12 protein-coding genes are annotated in these 14,307 nt (G+C 71.3%); 3 read left to right on the forward strand and 9 right to left on the reverse strand.

Going from position 1 to position 14,307, the window contains the following annotated elements; genetic code table 11:
• Nucleotides 1-16: 16 nt before the first annotated feature.
• The 7 genes from ACFV9O_RS11675 to ACFV9O_RS11705 all read right to left on the reverse strand — a co-directional run bounded on the left by ACFV9O_RS11675 (nucleotide 17) and on the right by ACFV9O_RS11705 (nucleotide 7,531).
• On the reverse strand, nucleotides 17-1,219 hold the full coding sequence (locus ACFV9O_RS11675) for an acyltransferase (protein ID WP_385415623.1): 1,203 nt from the start codon (nucleotides 1,217-1,219) through the stop codon (nucleotides 17-19).
• Nucleotides 1,216-2,211 (reverse strand): alpha/beta hydrolase, encoded by a 996-nt coding sequence (locus ACFV9O_RS11680; RefSeq protein ID WP_385415626.1) that lies wholly within the window; start codon nucleotides 2,209-2,211, stop codon nucleotides 1,216-1,218. Before ACFV9O_RS11680 ends, ACFV9O_RS11675 begins: the two co-directional genes overlap by 4 nt.
• A 104-nt stretch (nucleotides 2,212-2,315) precedes the next feature.
• Complete coding sequence (locus tag ACFV9O_RS11685) at nucleotides 2,316-2,996, reverse strand: response regulator (protein WP_385415629.1); 681 nt, start codon at nucleotides 2,994-2,996, stop codon at nucleotides 2,316-2,318.
• Nucleotides 2,993-4,273, reverse strand: a complete 1,281-nt coding sequence (locus ACFV9O_RS11690) for a sensor histidine kinase (protein WP_385415632.1) — start codon at nucleotides 4,271-4,273, stop codon at nucleotides 2,993-2,995. Before ACFV9O_RS11690 ends, ACFV9O_RS11685 begins: the two co-directional genes overlap by 4 nt.
• A 190-nt stretch (nucleotides 4,274-4,463) precedes the next feature.
• On the reverse strand, nucleotides 4,464-5,342 hold the full coding sequence (locus ACFV9O_RS11695) for a DUF4429 domain-containing protein (RefSeq protein ID WP_385415635.1): 879 nt from the start codon (nucleotides 5,340-5,342) through the stop codon (nucleotides 4,464-4,466).
• A 92-nt stretch (nucleotides 5,343-5,434) separates the two neighbouring features.
• Nucleotides 5,435-6,646: an alpha/beta hydrolase gene (locus tag ACFV9O_RS11700; protein ID WP_385415638.1), complete on the reverse strand. Its 1,212-nt coding sequence runs from the start codon at nucleotides 6,644-6,646 to the stop codon at nucleotides 5,435-5,437.
• Nucleotides 6,647-6,775: 129 nt separating this feature from the next.
• Nucleotides 6,776-7,531: a TetR/AcrR family transcriptional regulator gene (locus ACFV9O_RS11705; RefSeq protein ID WP_385415641.1), complete on the reverse strand. Its 756-nt coding sequence runs from the start codon at nucleotides 7,529-7,531 to the stop codon at nucleotides 6,776-6,778.
• A gap of 127 nt (nucleotides 7,532-7,658) precedes the next feature.
• On the opposite strand from ACFV9O_RS11705, the gene ACFV9O_RS11710 reads away from it, so the two are divergent.
• A complete protein-coding gene (locus ACFV9O_RS11710) occupies nucleotides 7,659-9,263 on the forward strand; it encodes an MFS transporter (protein WP_385415644.1) in 1,605 nt (534 codons plus the stop codon).
• Nucleotides 9,264-9,453: 190 nt separating this feature from the next.
• Nucleotides 9,454-9,819 carry a peptidase inhibitor family I36 protein gene (locus ACFV9O_RS11715; protein WP_385415647.1) on the forward strand — a complete coding sequence of 122 codons (366 nt, stop codon included), beginning with the start codon at nucleotides 9,454-9,456 and terminating at the stop codon, nucleotides 9,817-9,819.
• On the opposite strand, the gene ACFV9O_RS11720 is transcribed toward ACFV9O_RS11715, so the two are convergent.
• Nucleotides 9,800-10,585 carry a potassium channel family protein gene (locus ACFV9O_RS11720; protein WP_385415650.1) on the reverse strand — a complete coding sequence of 262 codons (786 nt, stop codon included), beginning with the start codon at nucleotides 10,583-10,585 and terminating at the stop codon, nucleotides 9,800-9,802. The genes ACFV9O_RS11715 and ACFV9O_RS11720 overlap by 20 nt on opposite strands.
• Before the next feature lie 37 nt (nucleotides 10,586-10,622).
• Nucleotides 10,623-13,370 (reverse strand): pyruvate dehydrogenase (acetyl-transferring), homodimeric type, encoded by a 2,748-nt coding sequence (gene aceE, locus ACFV9O_RS11725; protein WP_385415653.1) that lies wholly within the window; start codon nucleotides 13,368-13,370, stop codon nucleotides 10,623-10,625.
• 356 nt (nucleotides 13,371-13,726) lie between these two features.
• Here aceE and ACFV9O_RS11730 point away from each other — a divergent pair, with 356 nt between their 5' ends.
• Complete coding sequence (locus ACFV9O_RS11730) at nucleotides 13,727-14,164, forward strand: DUF3052 domain-containing protein (protein WP_385415660.1); 438 nt, start codon at nucleotides 13,727-13,729, stop codon at nucleotides 14,162-14,164.
• The last annotated feature ends 143 nt before the right edge of the window (nucleotides 14,165-14,307 follow it).

The following is a 14,307-nucleotide window of genomic DNA, read 5'->3' on the forward strand; positions in this document are numbered from 1 at the left end:
CCCGCAGGCACACGTGTCACGCCAACCCCAGGGCGAACGCCGCGAACCCCGCCGCCAGCAGCCCCGCCACCGCCCGGCGCGCCGTCGTCGCCCGCGTCCACGGGGACTCGAAGCCCCGGGCGTACCGCCCGATGAGCACCAGCAGCCCCGCGAACAGCGGCGGCCAGGCCGGCCGGGCCAGGACCCACCCCAGGGAGTCCGGGGCGGTCGTCAGGCCCGGCACCGCGCCCGCGTACGACGCGGGGACCGCGGCCGCGAGCATCGCGGTCTGGTGCCAGCACAGGATCGTCATCGCCGACAGATTGACGACCACGACCGGCGCCCACATCGCGGGCCGCTCCAGCAACCGTCCCAGCCGCTCGCGCAGCAGCACCGCCGCACCGCTCTGCGCCGCCGCAAGCGCCAGGACCAGCAGCGACGGCGGATGGGAGTTCGTGCGGGCCTCCCCGGGCACGCCGACCATCGACGCGGGGTAGTGGAAGAGGACGAGCAACGCCGCGAACAGCACCGTCCCGCCGGCCAGCAGCAGCACCGCGCCCCGCTTCCCGATGCGCTTCTCGCCCCAGGAGACGCCGAGTTGGTATGCGAAGAGCCAGCCGGGAAGGATGTTGAGCACGCTCAGCCAGGACGGCATGCCGTCCGCGTACGGCCCGTACCGCAGGAGGTCGACGACGGCGACCGAGCCGAGCAGCGGCGCCGCGGCCCACCCGCCCAGGCGTCGCGCGGCGCGCACGCACAGCGGGGTGAGGGCGGTGACGACGACGTACACGCCCACGAACCACAGCGGCTGGACCACGAGGGTCGAGGCGGTGTGCAGGGTCTCGGCGGGCACCCCGGCGGCCGACAGCGCCGCGATCAGCACGGCCCACACCGCCGTCACCCCGAGCACGGGCCGCCCCAGCCGGGCGACACGGCCCCCCAGCCACTGCGCGGTGCTGCCGGTCCTGCGGTGGTACGACAGCACGGACGCGTAACCGCCCACCAGGAAGAAGATGCCCAGCATCTGGAGCACCCAGCTGACGGGCGCGAAGAAACCGAAGGCGGACAGCGGGCTGGCGTTGTGGATCGCGCCGTCCTCGTCGAGCGTGAAGCCGCCGAGCATCCAGTGCCCGGTCGGCACGGCGAGCAGCGCGAGGGCGCGCAGGCCGTCGATCGCGCGGTCGCGGTGGGCCTGCGTCGAGGACTCGATCTTCGCGGTGAGTGCGGCGAGCGTCTTCATCGGGCCTCTCCCCGGGCGATGGCGGCGAAGGTACGGAGCGACGCGGTGCCGGGCGCGAAGTAGCCGGTGTGGCCCTCGGCGTCGCCGGCGGGCACGTAACGGGCGCCGAACTCCGGCGCGGCGGGGTCGTTTCCGTGGCCGAGCCCCGCGAACTCGACGTTCGGGACCTTGGAGATCCAGTCGGAAGGGGCCTTGGCGGCCCACACCCGGGCATCCGTGCGCAGATCCGCGACACTGTCCGCGCGCATCCCGGGGGAGCCGAAGGCGACGATGTCCGACGCGTCGGCCCCGTGCGCCGCGAGCCCGCACACGACGGAGCCGTAGCTGTGGCAGAACAGGGCGGGCTTCGGGGCGCCCGCAGCGGCGAGGCCCTGGGTGAGGCGGACCAGCCGTTCCGCGCCCGCCTCCGCGAGCTCACCGGTGGCGGCGTCGATGCCGACGCCGACGGGCGTGGTGTAGCCGGCCCACGCGACCACGGCGGTGAGGCCGTTCGCCGCCTCGTACAGCGACCGCGCCATCGCGCTCGTACGGTCGAAGGTCCCGGCGTCGATGTCCGAGCCAGGCACGACCACGGCGACATGGCGGGCGCGGTCGAGGTCGCCGTGGACCTCTACCAGCTGCCCCCGGCCGCGCGGGTCGTACGCGAGGATCTGCCGGCCGTCCGCACCGGCCCGCAGGGCGCGGGCGTTGGCCTCGTACCGCAGGGCGACAGGGACGCCGTCCAGATTGCCGACCACCCTCGGATGACGCTCGACCAGCGCATGCCGCTGACCGGCCGTCAGCGAGGCGAAGAAGGAAGCGACGTCATCCGGTGACGCGCTCGCCGGGTCCGGCAGCTCGCGCCCGAGCGAGCGGTCGGCCCGCCACTCGGCGGTCCCCGGGGGCGGCCCGGTGACGGGCGTCTGGGCGGTCCCCGAGGCCCACCCGGCCGTCCCCGCGACGACGGCCGTCGCGAGCGCCGCGGCGACCAGAGTCCTCCTGAACCGTCGCATGATCCCCTCTTCCTCCTCCGACTGCGTGGCGGGGAGGAAGGTAGGAAGACGGTGCCTGAGGAGGCGTCACACCGGGGAGCCAACTGCCCGGTGATACCTGGGTACTACTGGTCTCCAGGGGTCACGAGTCCGGACTCGTACGCGAAGATCACCGCCTGCGCGCGGTCACGCAGGCCGAGCTTGGCCAGGATGCGGCCGATGTGGGTCTTCACGGTCTGCTCGGCGAGGACGAGGTGCTCGGCTATCTCCTGGTTGGACAGGCCGCGCGCGATCAGTTCGAGGACCTCGGTCTCGCGCGGGGTGAGGCCGTTGAGCCGGAGGGAGGCGCGGTCCTTGCGCCGGGCCGGGCGCTTGTCGACGAGGTCGGCGATCAGGCGCCGTGTCACGGAGGGTGCGAGCAGGGCCTCGCCCGCGGCCACGATCCGTACCGCCGAGATCAGGTCGGCGGGCGGCGCGTCCTTGAGCAGGAACCCCGACGCGCCCGCGCGCAGCGCCTCGTACACGTAGTCGTCGATGTCGAAGGTGGTCAGCATCAGCACCTTCGGCACGTGGACGATCCCCGGCGGCGGGGTCAGGATCTGCCGTGCTGCCGCCAGCCCGTCCACCTCCGGCATCCGTACGTCCATCAGCACCACATCGGGGTGGGCGGAGTACGCCAGGTCCACGCCCTGCCGGCCGTCCGGTGCCTCGCCGACGACGTCGATGTCCGCCTGCGCGGACAGCAGCGCGGCGAAGCCCGCGCGCACCATGGCCTGGTCGTCGACGATGATCACGCGAATGGTCAACGGGGGTCCTTCACATCGTCCGGCACGGTCGTCAGCGGCATGCGCGCGGCGACCCGGAAGCCGCCGTCAGGCAGCGGCCCGGTGTCCAGGCTGCCGCCGGTCAACCGTACGCGCTCCCGCATCCCGACCAGCCCGTGGCCGGTGCCGGTGGTCTCCAGCGCCGGAACGGGCTCGGCCGCGGGGCCGTTGACCACCAGCACCGTCAGATACCCGTCGTCCGCGGTCACCGACACGCGGGTTGCCGCGCCCGGCGCATGCCGGACCACGTTCGCGAGCGCCTCCTGCACGATGCGGTACGCGGACAGGTCCACGGCCTGCGGAAGGTCACCCAGCCCGGCGGGGAGCGACAGCTCGGCCGGCACCCCGGCCCGTACCGTCGCCTCGACCAGATGCTGCACCCGCCCGAGCCCCGGCTGCGGCGCACGCTCGCCCTCCGAGCCGTCGCTGCGCAGCACCGCCAGCAGCCGGCGCATCTCCGCGAGCGACTCCCGTGCGCTGGAGGCGATCGTGGCGAACTCCTCCTGGGCGGCCTCCGGCAGCCCGCTGATCCGGTACGGCGCCGAGTCCGCCTGCACCGTGATCACCGACATGTGGTGGGCCACCACGTCGTGCAGCTCGCGGGCGATCCGGGCCCGTTCCTCCAGCAGCGTGCGCTGCGCCCGCTCGGCCTCGCTGATGGTCTCCTGCTCGGCCAGCCTCCGCTGTACGTCGCCGCGTTCGCGCAGGGCCCCGCCGATGACCAGGACGACGCCGCTCAGCACGAAGAGCAGCACATGGGTGCCGTTGCCGCGATCCGGCGCGAGCTGCCCCAGTACGTATCCGACCCCACCGGTGAGAAGCCAGACCGTCACGAGCGTGCGCCGTGGCTCCCGCAGGGCGAGCGCCAGCATCAGGAAGAGGTAGCCGACGATGATCGGCGGCGGCCAGGGCCAGGCCGTGTTGTCGCGTGCGTCCAGACCCGCCAGGTTCAAGGCGCAGACGATGTCGACGGGGAAGACGATCCACCAGGCCTGCAGCGGGCGGTGCGCGATCAGCAGCAGCGGCGCGGCGGAACCGGTGGCGATCGCCCCTGCGAGTCCGGCGTTCATGCCGTACACGTCGGTGAGAACGGCGATCGTCGACGGCAGCAGCGAGGCGGTGAGCGCGAGCACGACCACGTACGGCAGCGCGCGCCTCCACCGCTTCGGCGAGTCGGCGAGCAGCGCGGTGGGTGCGTGCGAGGGGTGCGCGAGACCACGGAGGGCCTCGCGGACGGGGAGCAGGGCAGTCCAGGACATGGCCCGACCAGCGTAGGCGCCGCCCCGGCGCGGTACGTCATACCGCGGAGCCGGGCGCGACGTCATACCGGGGTATGACGCCCCGGCAGAGCCGGCCCGTCCGGCGTGTGCGGACGGACAAACCGGGCATCGCCCCGGCGCGGGGCAACAACGCACTGTGGACCGGGGCCCAGGGGGCGCGGCGCGCCCCCTACAGCTCCGCCAGGAGCTCCGCCTTCTTCGCTCGGAACTCCTCGTCCGTCACCAGCCCCGCACTGTGCAGCTCCCCCAAGTGCCGTATCCGCTCCGCGACCGCCGCCGGGTCACTCGGGACCGCCCCGGCCGCGGCCGACACCGCGGCCGGCACCGCCGCGGGGGCCGCCCCGCGGATCGCTTCGAGGACCGCCGCCGCGAAGGGGAGGGACTCGTGGACCGGGCCGTAGCCGAGGCCGAAGACGACCGCGGCCGGATCCTGGTCGGCCTGTGCGCTCGACGATCCGGCGCGCGGCAGCAGCCGCAGATAGCCGTCCAGGACATCGGGGGAGCGCCACTCGACGCCCACCAGGTCGGAGACCGCGAAACTCTGGTCGCCCGCCTTCCACTTGGCGGACGAGGCGCCCGTCCAGAACCAGCGGAACGACACCTTGTCCCCGTCGAACGTCGCCTTCCCGTCGTACGCCTTGAACTGCAGCGGCGCGGCGACCGACGAGACCAGGTACGAGGCCGCGGGCACCGCGTCCTCGACGGAGAGGACGGGAAGCGCGGCGCGCAGCTCGTCCGCGTAGTACTCGGCGAGCGTCTCGCGCTCCGCGGGCAGCACCAGCCGGTACGGGTCGCAGCCTTCCTTCAGCTGGCCCGCGGCCGCGTCCATCAGCGGATCGGCGCCCGGTCTCGGCACCGCGTGCAGCACGAACGTGCCGCGTTTGCCCGGGGAGAGGGTCACCGACTCCAGCGCTTCGAGGGGAATGCGCCGTTCGCCCAACGCCTGGAACAGCTTGGGCGTGCCGCGGGTCCCCCGTGCGAAGCGGATGAGTACGGAGTCCGGTTCGAACTCCCAGGTGGCATGAATTCCGGCCAGCACATCACCCATGCGCCTCATCGTAGGCGGCGTGCGCCCGCGCGTCGCCCATCGGGGCAATCCCCGGCGTGCACCCGGTACGCCCGCGCACGCCTCTTCGCGCGTCAGACCGCTGCCGTACCGTCGACGCCGGTGAGGCAGGCAGCATCGCCGTCCGCGCAGCTCAGCGTGTCGTAAGAACCGACGCCTATCTCGGCGAAGTTGCTGAGGCTCTCCGTGCCCGGCTCGAAATAGCCGGTGTGGCCGACCGCTCCGGCCGCCGAGAGCACCCGCGCGCCGAAGCCGGGGGCCACCGGATCGGCGCCGTGGCCGAGTCCGCCGACCTCCATGTACGGCACGTCCTGGATCCAGTCGTCGCTGTCCCGCATCGCCCACACCCGGGCGTCCGTCCTCAGCTGCGCGGCGCTCTCCGTCCGCATGCCGGGGCTGCCGGCGACGGCCAGGTCGCCGACCCGGCCGGGCAGTTCGCGGGCGGCGACCCCGCACACCACGGAGCCGTAGCTGTGGCAGAAGAGCGACACCGGGGCGGTGCCGGGCAGCGCGCGGGTCATCTCCACCAGCCGGTCGGCACCGCTCGCGGCGAGCCTTCCGGTCGAGGCGTCGAGGCCCACTCCGGCCGGGGACGTGTAGTCGGCCCAGGCGATGACGGCGGTGCGGGTACGCGGCGACGCGGCACGCTCGGCCATGTACAGCGACTCGGCCATCCCGGCCGGTGCCGTGAACTTGCGCTCGGTCTTCTCGAAGGTGAGGAGATTGGTGTCGACTCCAGGGACGATCACCGACACCCGCTGGGCGTGGTCGAGATCGCCGAGCACCTCGGCCGCCCGGCCCTTGCCGGTCGGGTCGAAGGCGAGGATCTGCCGGCCGGGGCGCATGAGCGACTCGAGCCGGTGCATCCGGCGGCCCGCCTCGCGTCTGCCGTCCTCGGAGAGCCGGATGTCGCGCATCCGCCACGCCTCGACCTGACGAGCCTGGGAGAGGGCGACCTGGTTGGCGCGGTAGCGCAACGTGACCGGGACCCCGTTGAGGTTTCCCACGACGAGGGGGTGACGCTTCGCCAGCCTGGCGGCGTTCCTGGTGCCGATGGAGGCGAAGAATCCGGCCAGCAGCGCGGGCGGCGACTCCGGGTCGGGGAGCGCACGGGTGCCGATCCGGTCCTTCTCCCAGGAGGCGAGTGCCGCTTCCCTCGGCTCGCCGGGACCACGCTGATGCCGGACGGCGGTCCAGCCGGTGGTCGCGAGCAGCACGAACACGACGGCGAGAGCGAGCAGGGCGCGCCAGACGTTGAGTGTGGGGGAGGAGTCGAAAGCAGTCACTGAGGAGACAGCGTAGGGGCCGCCCGGCGATGGCCGCGAAGACCGTGAGGGACATCACGCGTCCGGAGGGCAGGGAACGGCGCGCGGCTACTTTCCGTAGGCGCCGCTCGCGCCCCGCCGAGCCGGCGCCTAATCCCGCGAGCCGCTCGTGCCCGCCGCAGCGCCGCCCGTGCCATCCGCGCCGCCGGCACCACCCGCCGCGCCGGCGTCCGCCCCGCCTGCGTCCGCCGCACCCGAGCCCGCCGCCCTCGAACCGGGCGTGCGCCAGTTCGTCGCGAGTGCCGGGCCGAGGTGGTCCAGATAGCTCTCGGTCAGTGCCCGGATGGTGTCCATGCTCGCGTCCTCGCCCTGGCCCCAGAGCCGGCCGGTCACCCGCATCACCCCGGTGAAGGCGGCGACGGCGACCCGCGGACGGGGGTCGGCGTCGATGTCGAGGCCCTCGCGGTCGGCGATCAACCGGGCGACCTCCTCGTCCAGTTCGGCGGAGCGGCGCAGATGGACGGCGAGCAGCGCGGGCGTCGACTCGATCATCTGGTACGCCCGCATGTAGAGCTCGACCGGGACGACCGCTTCGATGACCTCGCCGATGGTGTCCCAGGCGATGTGCGCCGCGTTGCGCATCGCGTCGAACGGGCCCTCGTCGGCGGGCCGTTGCCGCAGCTCCGCGACGAAGTGGGACTCGACGAGCTCCTGGACGGCGAAGGTCACCTCTTCCTTGCTGGCGAAGTACCGGAAGAAGGTGCGCTGGGACACCTCGACGGCGTCCACGATCTCGTCGACCGTCGTGTGCTCGTACCCCTGCGTCGTGAAGAGCTCGAGCGCGGCCCGCACCAGGGCGTCGCGGGTGCGCTGCTTCTTCAGCTCACGCAGTCCGGTTCCCGTCACCTCGTGGCCTGCTCTCCGCCGTCTCTTCGATGCTTTTCCCAGCTCAGGGTATCTGTGAGCTACATGACAGTTACCGACTCATGAATTGCTTTGTCAACTGTCAGTCGCTGACATTAGCCTCGGGCGCATGACTAGTCAGACCACAGTCGACAAGGCGCCGGCGGACCATCTTCCCGTACCGGCGCCGGCCAAGGGGCTTCGCGGCCACCCCTGGCTGACGCTCTTCTCCGTGGCCATCGGCGTGATGATGGTCGCGCTGGACGGCACGATCGTCGCGATCGCCAATCCGGCCATCCAGAAGGACCTGGGCGCCTCGCTCGCGGACGTCCAGTGGATCACCAACGGTTATCTGCTGGCGCTCGCCGTCGCGCTGATCACCGCGGGCAAGCTCGGTGACCGCTTCGGCCACCGCCAGACCTTCCTCATCGGCGTCGCGGGCTTCGCCGCGGCCTCCGGGGCCATCGGCCTCGCCGACTCCATCGCCCTGGTGATCGTCTTCCGCGTGCTCCAGGGCCTCTTCGGCGCCCTGCTGATGCCGGCCGCGCTCGGCCTGCTGCGCGCCACCTTCCCCGCCGAGAAGCTGAACATGGCGATCGGCATCTGGGGCATGGTCATCGGCGCGTCGACGGCCGGCGGCCCGATCCTCGGCGGTGTGCTCGTCGAGCACGTCAGCTGGCAGTCCGTCTTCTTCATCAATGTGCCGGTCGGCGTCGTCGCGCTGGTCCTCGGGCTGGTCATCCTCAAGGACCACCGCGCCGAGAACGCGCCGAGGTCCTTCGACATCCCCGGCATCGTGCTGCTGTCCGGCGCGATGTTCGCCCTCATCTGGCCACTGATCAAGGCCGGCGAGTGGGGCTGGGGCTCGGCGAACACGCTGGGCTGGCTGGCCGGGGCGCTGGTCCTGTTCGTGCTGTTCGCCGTCTGGGAGAGCAAGGTCAAGGAGCCGCTCATCCCGCTGCGGCTGTTCCGCTCCGTCCCCGTCTCGGCGGGCACGGTACTGATGGTGCTGATGGCCTTCGCCTTCATGGGCGGCCTGTTCTTCGTCACCTTCTACCTGGCGAACGTGCACGGCATGAGCGCCGTCGACAGCGGTCTGCACCTGCTGCCGCTCACCGCGATGATGATCGTCTCCTCGCCGCTCGCAGGAGCGCTCATCACCAAGTTCGGCCCGCGCATCCCGCTGGTCGGCGGCATGGTGTGCACGGCGGTCGCGATGTTCGGGATGACCACCCTTTCGACGGACACCGGCACGCTGCCGATGTCCGTCTGGCTGGCTCTCCTCGGCCTCGGCCTGGCCCCGGTCATGGTCGGCGCCACCGAGGTCATCGTGGGCAACTCGCCGCTGGAGCTGTCCGGCGTGGCCGGTGGCCTGCAGCAGGCCGCCATGCAGGTCGGCGGCAGCCTGGGCACGGCGGTGCTGGGTGCGGTCATGTCGGCCAAGGTCAGCTCGGACCTCGCCGGGAACTGGGCGGACGCGAAGCTCCCGCCGCTCACGCCCGAGCAGCTGGGCATGGCGAAGGAGGCGGTCGAGGTCGGTATCGCCCCGGTCACCCCGCAGACCCCGAAGCCGGTCGTGGAGCAGATCACCGGCGTCGCGCAGGACACCTTCATGTCGGGGATGCACATGGCCTTCACGGTCGCGGGCATCGTCGCGGTGGCCGCCGCCGGAGTCGCCCTCTTCACCAAGCGCGGTGAGAACGCGGAGGCGGGTGCGGGCGCGGCCCACATCTGAGGCCGGCCTCCGACGTCGACCACGGGCGTCGGACCCCGACGTCAACCTCCGATGTACGACAGCCCCGCCGGGCGGTTCCGGCGGGGCTGTCGCCTATCAGGGTGGTCCGCCCCGGCGGGTCTTCCGCGCCCACGTCCGTACCGGTCAGGCTGCGGCCAGTGATCCACAACGACACGGGGGTTGATCCGCCATGCGTACGTCCGTCCTCACCGCCACCCTTGCCCTGACCACGGCACTCCTGCCCGCCGCCGCCTCCGCCGCGACCGGGCCCGCGCTCGGCGCCTGCGGCCCCGGGGAGCTGTGCCTCTGGCAGAAGCCGGACTTCAAGGGGACCGTGCAGACCCATGAGCTGTCCGGGCTCGACATCGACTCCTGCGTACCGCTCCCCGCCGGCACCACCGCCCAGGCCCTCGCCAACCGCACCGGACGCCCCGTCACCACCTACCAGTCGGCGGAGTGCGCGGAGACCGGCGAGTTCGAGACGTACCCGGGCGGTGGCACCTGGGTGCCGCAGTCCCCGTACAAGGTGCGGGCGTTCAAGGTGTGGGAGAACTAGGAGCCTGCGCGGGCATCTCGGGCGTGGCCGTCGGGACCACCGGCGCCCCCGACAGCCGCGCCACCTCCGCCCGCAGCTCCCTGACCTCCATGGCCAGGGCCTCGAGGAGCGCCGTCTGCCGGCGCTCCTCGGCGTCGTCCCGGTCGAAGCGGGCGATGAACCACGCCGCGATGTTCGCGGTCACCACACCGAGCAGGGCGATACCGGAGAGCATCAGCCCGACCGCGAGCACCCGCCCGAGGCCGGTCGTCGGCGCGTGGTCCCCGTACCCGACCGTCGTCATCGTCGTGAACGACCACCACACGGCGTCGCCCAGCGTTCTGATGTTCCCGTCGGGCGCGTTCCGTTCGACGTGCAGCACCGCGAGCGAGCCGAACATCATCAGTCCGACGACCGCTCCCGCCACATACGTGGTCAGCGTGATCTGCGGGGCCATCCGGGCGCGCCGCCCGACGAGCAGCAGGGTGGCGACCACGCGCAGCAGCCGCAGCGGCTGCACCAGCGGCAGGAGCACCGCCAGCAGATCCAGTGGATGCTTGCGGACGAACAGCCACTTGCACGGCGCGAGCACCAGCCGTGCGAGATAGTCGACGGCGAAGGCGCCCCACACCACCCACTCCACGAGCGCGCAGAGATCGTGCACCCAGGACCGGGCGTCCGGAGCCACGATCGGCACGGCGTAGGCGGCGCCGAACGCGATGGCGAGCCCCAGCAGCGGCCCCTGCGTACGCGCTTCCCAGCGCATCTGCGCGGTTCGTTCCTTCATGAGCGCATCGTAAACGGGGGTACGAAGGCACGAAGAGCTAGGCGTCGCCGCCCGCCGCGCCCGGAGCCGCCGCCGCCACCTCGAGCAGCTGGTAGCGGTCCACGGCCTGCTTCAGCACCGAGCGGTCCACCTTGCCGTCCCTCGCCAGCTCGGTGAGCACCGCGAGGACGATCGACTGGGCGTCGATGTGGAAGTAGCGACGGGCCGCGCCCCGCGTGTCCGCGAAGCCGAAGCCGTCCGCGCCCAGCGAGGTGTAACGCCCCGGCACCCAGCGGGAGATCTGGTCCGGCACCGACCGCATCCAGTCGGAGACGGCCACGAACGGTCCCTCGGCGCCGCCGAGCTTCTGCGTCACGTACGGCACGCGCTGGTCCTCCTCCGGGTGGAGCAGGTTGTGCTCGTCCACCGCCACGGCCTCGCGCCGCAGCTCGTTCCAGGACGTCGCCGACCACACGTCGGCGCGTACGTTCCACTCCTCGGCGAGGATCCGCTGCGCTTCGACGGCCCATGGCACCGCGACACCGGACGCCATGATCTGCGCCGGGATCTCGCCCGCCTCGCCCGCCTTGAAGCGGTGGATGCCCTTGAGGATGCCCTCCACGTCCACGTCGGCCGGCTCCGCGGGGTGCTGGATCGGCTCGTTGTAGACGGTCAGGTAGTAGAAGACGTCCTCGCCGTGCGGGTGCTCGGCGTCGGAGCCGTACATCCGCCGCAGACCGTCCTTGACGATGTGCGCGATCTCGAAGCCGAAGGCCGGGTCGTAGGCGACACAGCCCGGGTTCGTGGAGGCCAGCAGCTGGGAGTGGCCGTCCGCGTGCTGCAGACCCTCACCGGTGAGGGTCGTACGGCCCGCGGTCGCACCCAGGACGAAGCCGCGCGCGAGCTGGTCGGCCATCTGCCAGAACTGGTCGCCGGTCCGCTGGAAACCGAACATCGAGTAGAAGACGTACACCGGGATCAGCGGCTCGCCGTGCGTCGCGTACGCCGAGCCCGCGGCGATCAGCGAGGACGTGCAGCCCGCCTCCGAGATGCCGTCGTGCAGCATCTGACCGGTCGGGGATTCCTTGTACGCGAGGAGCAGCTCGCGGTCCACGGCCTCGTACTGCTGGCCCAGCGGGTTGTAGATCTTCGCGCTCGGGAAGAACGAGTCCATGCCGAAGGTGCGGTACTCGTCGGGCGCGATCAGCACGAACCGCCGGCCGATCTCCTTGTCCCGCATGAGGTCCTTCAGTAGTCGCACGAACGCCATGGTCGTGGCGATCGACTGCTGTCCGGAGCCCTTCTTCACGGCTGCGTACGTCTTGTCGTCCGGCAGGACGAGCGGCTTCGACCGCACGACCCGGGTCGGGACGTACCCGCCCAGCGACTTGCGGCGGTCGTGCATGTACTGGATCTCCTCCGACTCGCGGCCCGGGTGGTAGTACGGCGGCAGGCCGGACTCCAGCTCCTTGTCGCTGATCGGGAGGTGCAGCCGGTCGCGGAAGCCCTTGAGGTCGTCGACCGTCAGCTTCTTCATCTGGTGGGTCGCGTTGCGGCCCTCGAAGTTCGGGCCGAGCGTCCAGCCCTTGACCGTCTGGGCGAGGATCACGGTCGGCTGGCCCTTGTGGGCGCGGGCCGCCGAGTAGGCCGCGAAGATCTTCCGGTGGTCGTGGCCGCCGCGGCCCAGGTGCAGGATCTGGTCGTCGGTCATGTTCTCGACCATGGCGCGCAGCCGGTGGTCCTCGCCGAAGAAGTGCTGACGGATGTACGCACCGGTCTCCGTGGCGTAGGTCTGGAACTGGCCGTCCGGCGTCGTGTTGAGCTTGTTGACCAGGATGCCGTCGCGGTCCTGCGCGAGCAGCGGGTCCCAGGTGCGGTCCCAGATCAGCTTGATGACGTTCCAGCCGGCACCCCGGAAGATCGACTCCAGCTCCTGGATGATCTTGCCGTTGCCGCGCACCGGGCCGTCGAGGCGCTGCAGATTGCAGTTGACCACGAAGGTCAGGTTGTCCAGGCCCTCACGGGCGGCGATGGACAGCTGGCCGAGCGACTCGGGCTCGTCCATCTCGCCGTCGCCGAGGAACGCCCACACGTGCGACTTGGAGGTGTCGGCGATCCCGCGCGCCTCCATGTAGCGGTTCATCCGCGCCTGGTAGATCGCCCCGATCGGGCCGAGACCCATCGACACGGTCGGGAACTCCCAGAAGCCCGGCATGAGCCGCGGGTGGGGGTACGACGACAGCCCGTTCGGGTACTTCGACTTCTCCTGACGGAACGCGTCGAGCTGGGTCTCGTTCAGCCGGTCCAGCATGAACGCGCGGGCGTAGACGCCGGGCGACGCGTGGCCCTGGAAGAAGATCTGGTCGCCGCCGTCGCCCTCGTCCTTGCCCCGGAAGAAGTGGTTGAAGCCCACGTCGTAGAGCGACGCGGAGGAGGCGAAGGTGGCGATGTGGCCGCCGACGCCGATGCCGGGACGCTGGGCGCGGGACACCATCACCGCGGCGTTCCAGCGGGTCGCGTTGAGGATCTTGCGCTCGGTCTCCTCGTTGCCGGGGAAGAACGGCTCGTCCTTGGTCGCGATCGTGTTCACGTAGTCCGTGCTGCGCATCTCGGGCACGGCCACGCGCTTCTCGCGGGCGCGCTCGATCAGACGCAGCATGAGGTAACGGGCTCGCTCACGGCCGCGCTCGTCGACGGCGGCGTCCAGGGAGTCGAGCCACTCCCGGGTCTCCTCCGGATCGAAATCCGGGACCTGGCTCGGCAGGCCGCCAATGATGATCGGGGTGCGATCGGATCCGGAAGCCACGCTGTTCCTTCGCTGCTCGGTTGCGGGGGGTCTGTGAAGTTCTCGGTGATTGCGCCGTTCCCCATCGTGTACCCCGGGGAGCAATTACGTCATCTCTACCGATGGGTAACCAACCGCCCCCGATTGGCGGACCGGCGCCACCGAAGCGTACAAAGGTGGCGAAGGGGGTGGGGTGTTTCGCCGCTCCGGACGCAGGACTGCCTGGAGTTGCGGCGGGACGGCCGTAAACGTCACCGTTTCGGCGGTCTCGGCGGCAGGGTACTTGCGCGATCCGTCCCGCCCGTGTGGACTACGGCCAATGCCTCGCGTACGCGCGCGGCTGAAGCATTTTCCGAAACAAGATCAGGAGGCAAGCCGTGAGCGCGACCGCGGACCACGCGGAGGAGCGGACCAACCCAGCTGCAAGGCTGGGGTTCGAGCCCGGACAGGTGGTCCAGGAGATCGGCTACGACGACGACGTCGAGCTGGAGCTCCGTGAGGCTATCGAGGCCGTCACCGGCCAGGAGATCGTCGACGAGGAGTACGACGACGTGGCGGACGTCGTCCTGCTCTGGTTCCGTGACGAGGACGGCGACCTTACGGACGCACTGGTGGACGCCATCGGGCTGGTCGATGACGGCGGAACGGTCTGGCTGATGACGCCGAAGACCGGCCGTGACGGCTATGTCGAGCCCAGCGACATCAACGAGGCCGCCCAGACCGCAGGCCTCTCGCAGACCAAGAGCATCAACGCCGGCAAGGACTGGACCGGCAGCAGGCTGGTCACGCCCAAGACGGCGAAGTCCAAGCGCTGAGCACCAGCTGTCCCGGGGCCCAAGGGGAAAAAAACCCGGAGGGGGGACAGGGGGGGAGGGGGGGGGAAAAGATGTCAGCCGAAAAAGAGGAGGAAGGGGGAGGAGGGGAACGATGGGAACAAAAAAACAACACACCCACCACC

Origin of the sequence: Streptomyces sp. NPDC059909 (genome assembly GCF_042730885.1) — a bacterium.
GTDB lineage: Bacteria > Actinomycetota > Actinomycetes > Streptomycetales > Streptomycetaceae > Streptomyces.

What these genes read in the sequence shown, in the direction of transcription:
- ACFV9O_RS11675 (WP_385415623.1), bottom strand. Translation starts at nt 1,219, where the DNA reads ATGAAGACGCTCGCCGCACTCACCGCGAAGATCGAGTCCTCGACGCAG.
- ACFV9O_RS11680 (WP_385415626.1), bottom strand. Translation starts at nt 2,211, where the DNA reads ATGCGACGGTTCAGGAGGACTCTGGTCGCCGCGGCGCTCGCGACGGCC.
- ACFV9O_RS11690 (WP_385415632.1), bottom strand. Translation starts at nt 4,273, where the DNA reads ATGTCCTGGACTGCCCTGCTCCCCGTCCGCGAGGCCCTCCGTGGTCTC.
- ACFV9O_RS11695 (WP_385415635.1), bottom strand. Translation starts at nt 5,342, where the DNA reads ATGGGTGATGTGCTGGCCGGAATTCATGCCACCTGGGAGTTCGAACCG.
- ACFV9O_RS11710 (WP_385415644.1), top strand. Translation starts at nt 7,659, where the DNA reads ATGACTAGTCAGACCACAGTCGACAAGGCGCCGGCGGACCATCTTCCC.
- ACFV9O_RS11715 (WP_385415647.1), top strand. Translation starts at nt 9,454, where the DNA reads ATGCGTACGTCCGTCCTCACCGCCACCCTTGCCCTGACCACGGCACTC.
- ACFV9O_RS11720 (WP_385415650.1), bottom strand. Translation starts at nt 10,585, where the DNA reads ATGAAGGAACGAACCGCGCAGATGCGCTGGGAAGCGCGTACGCAGGGG.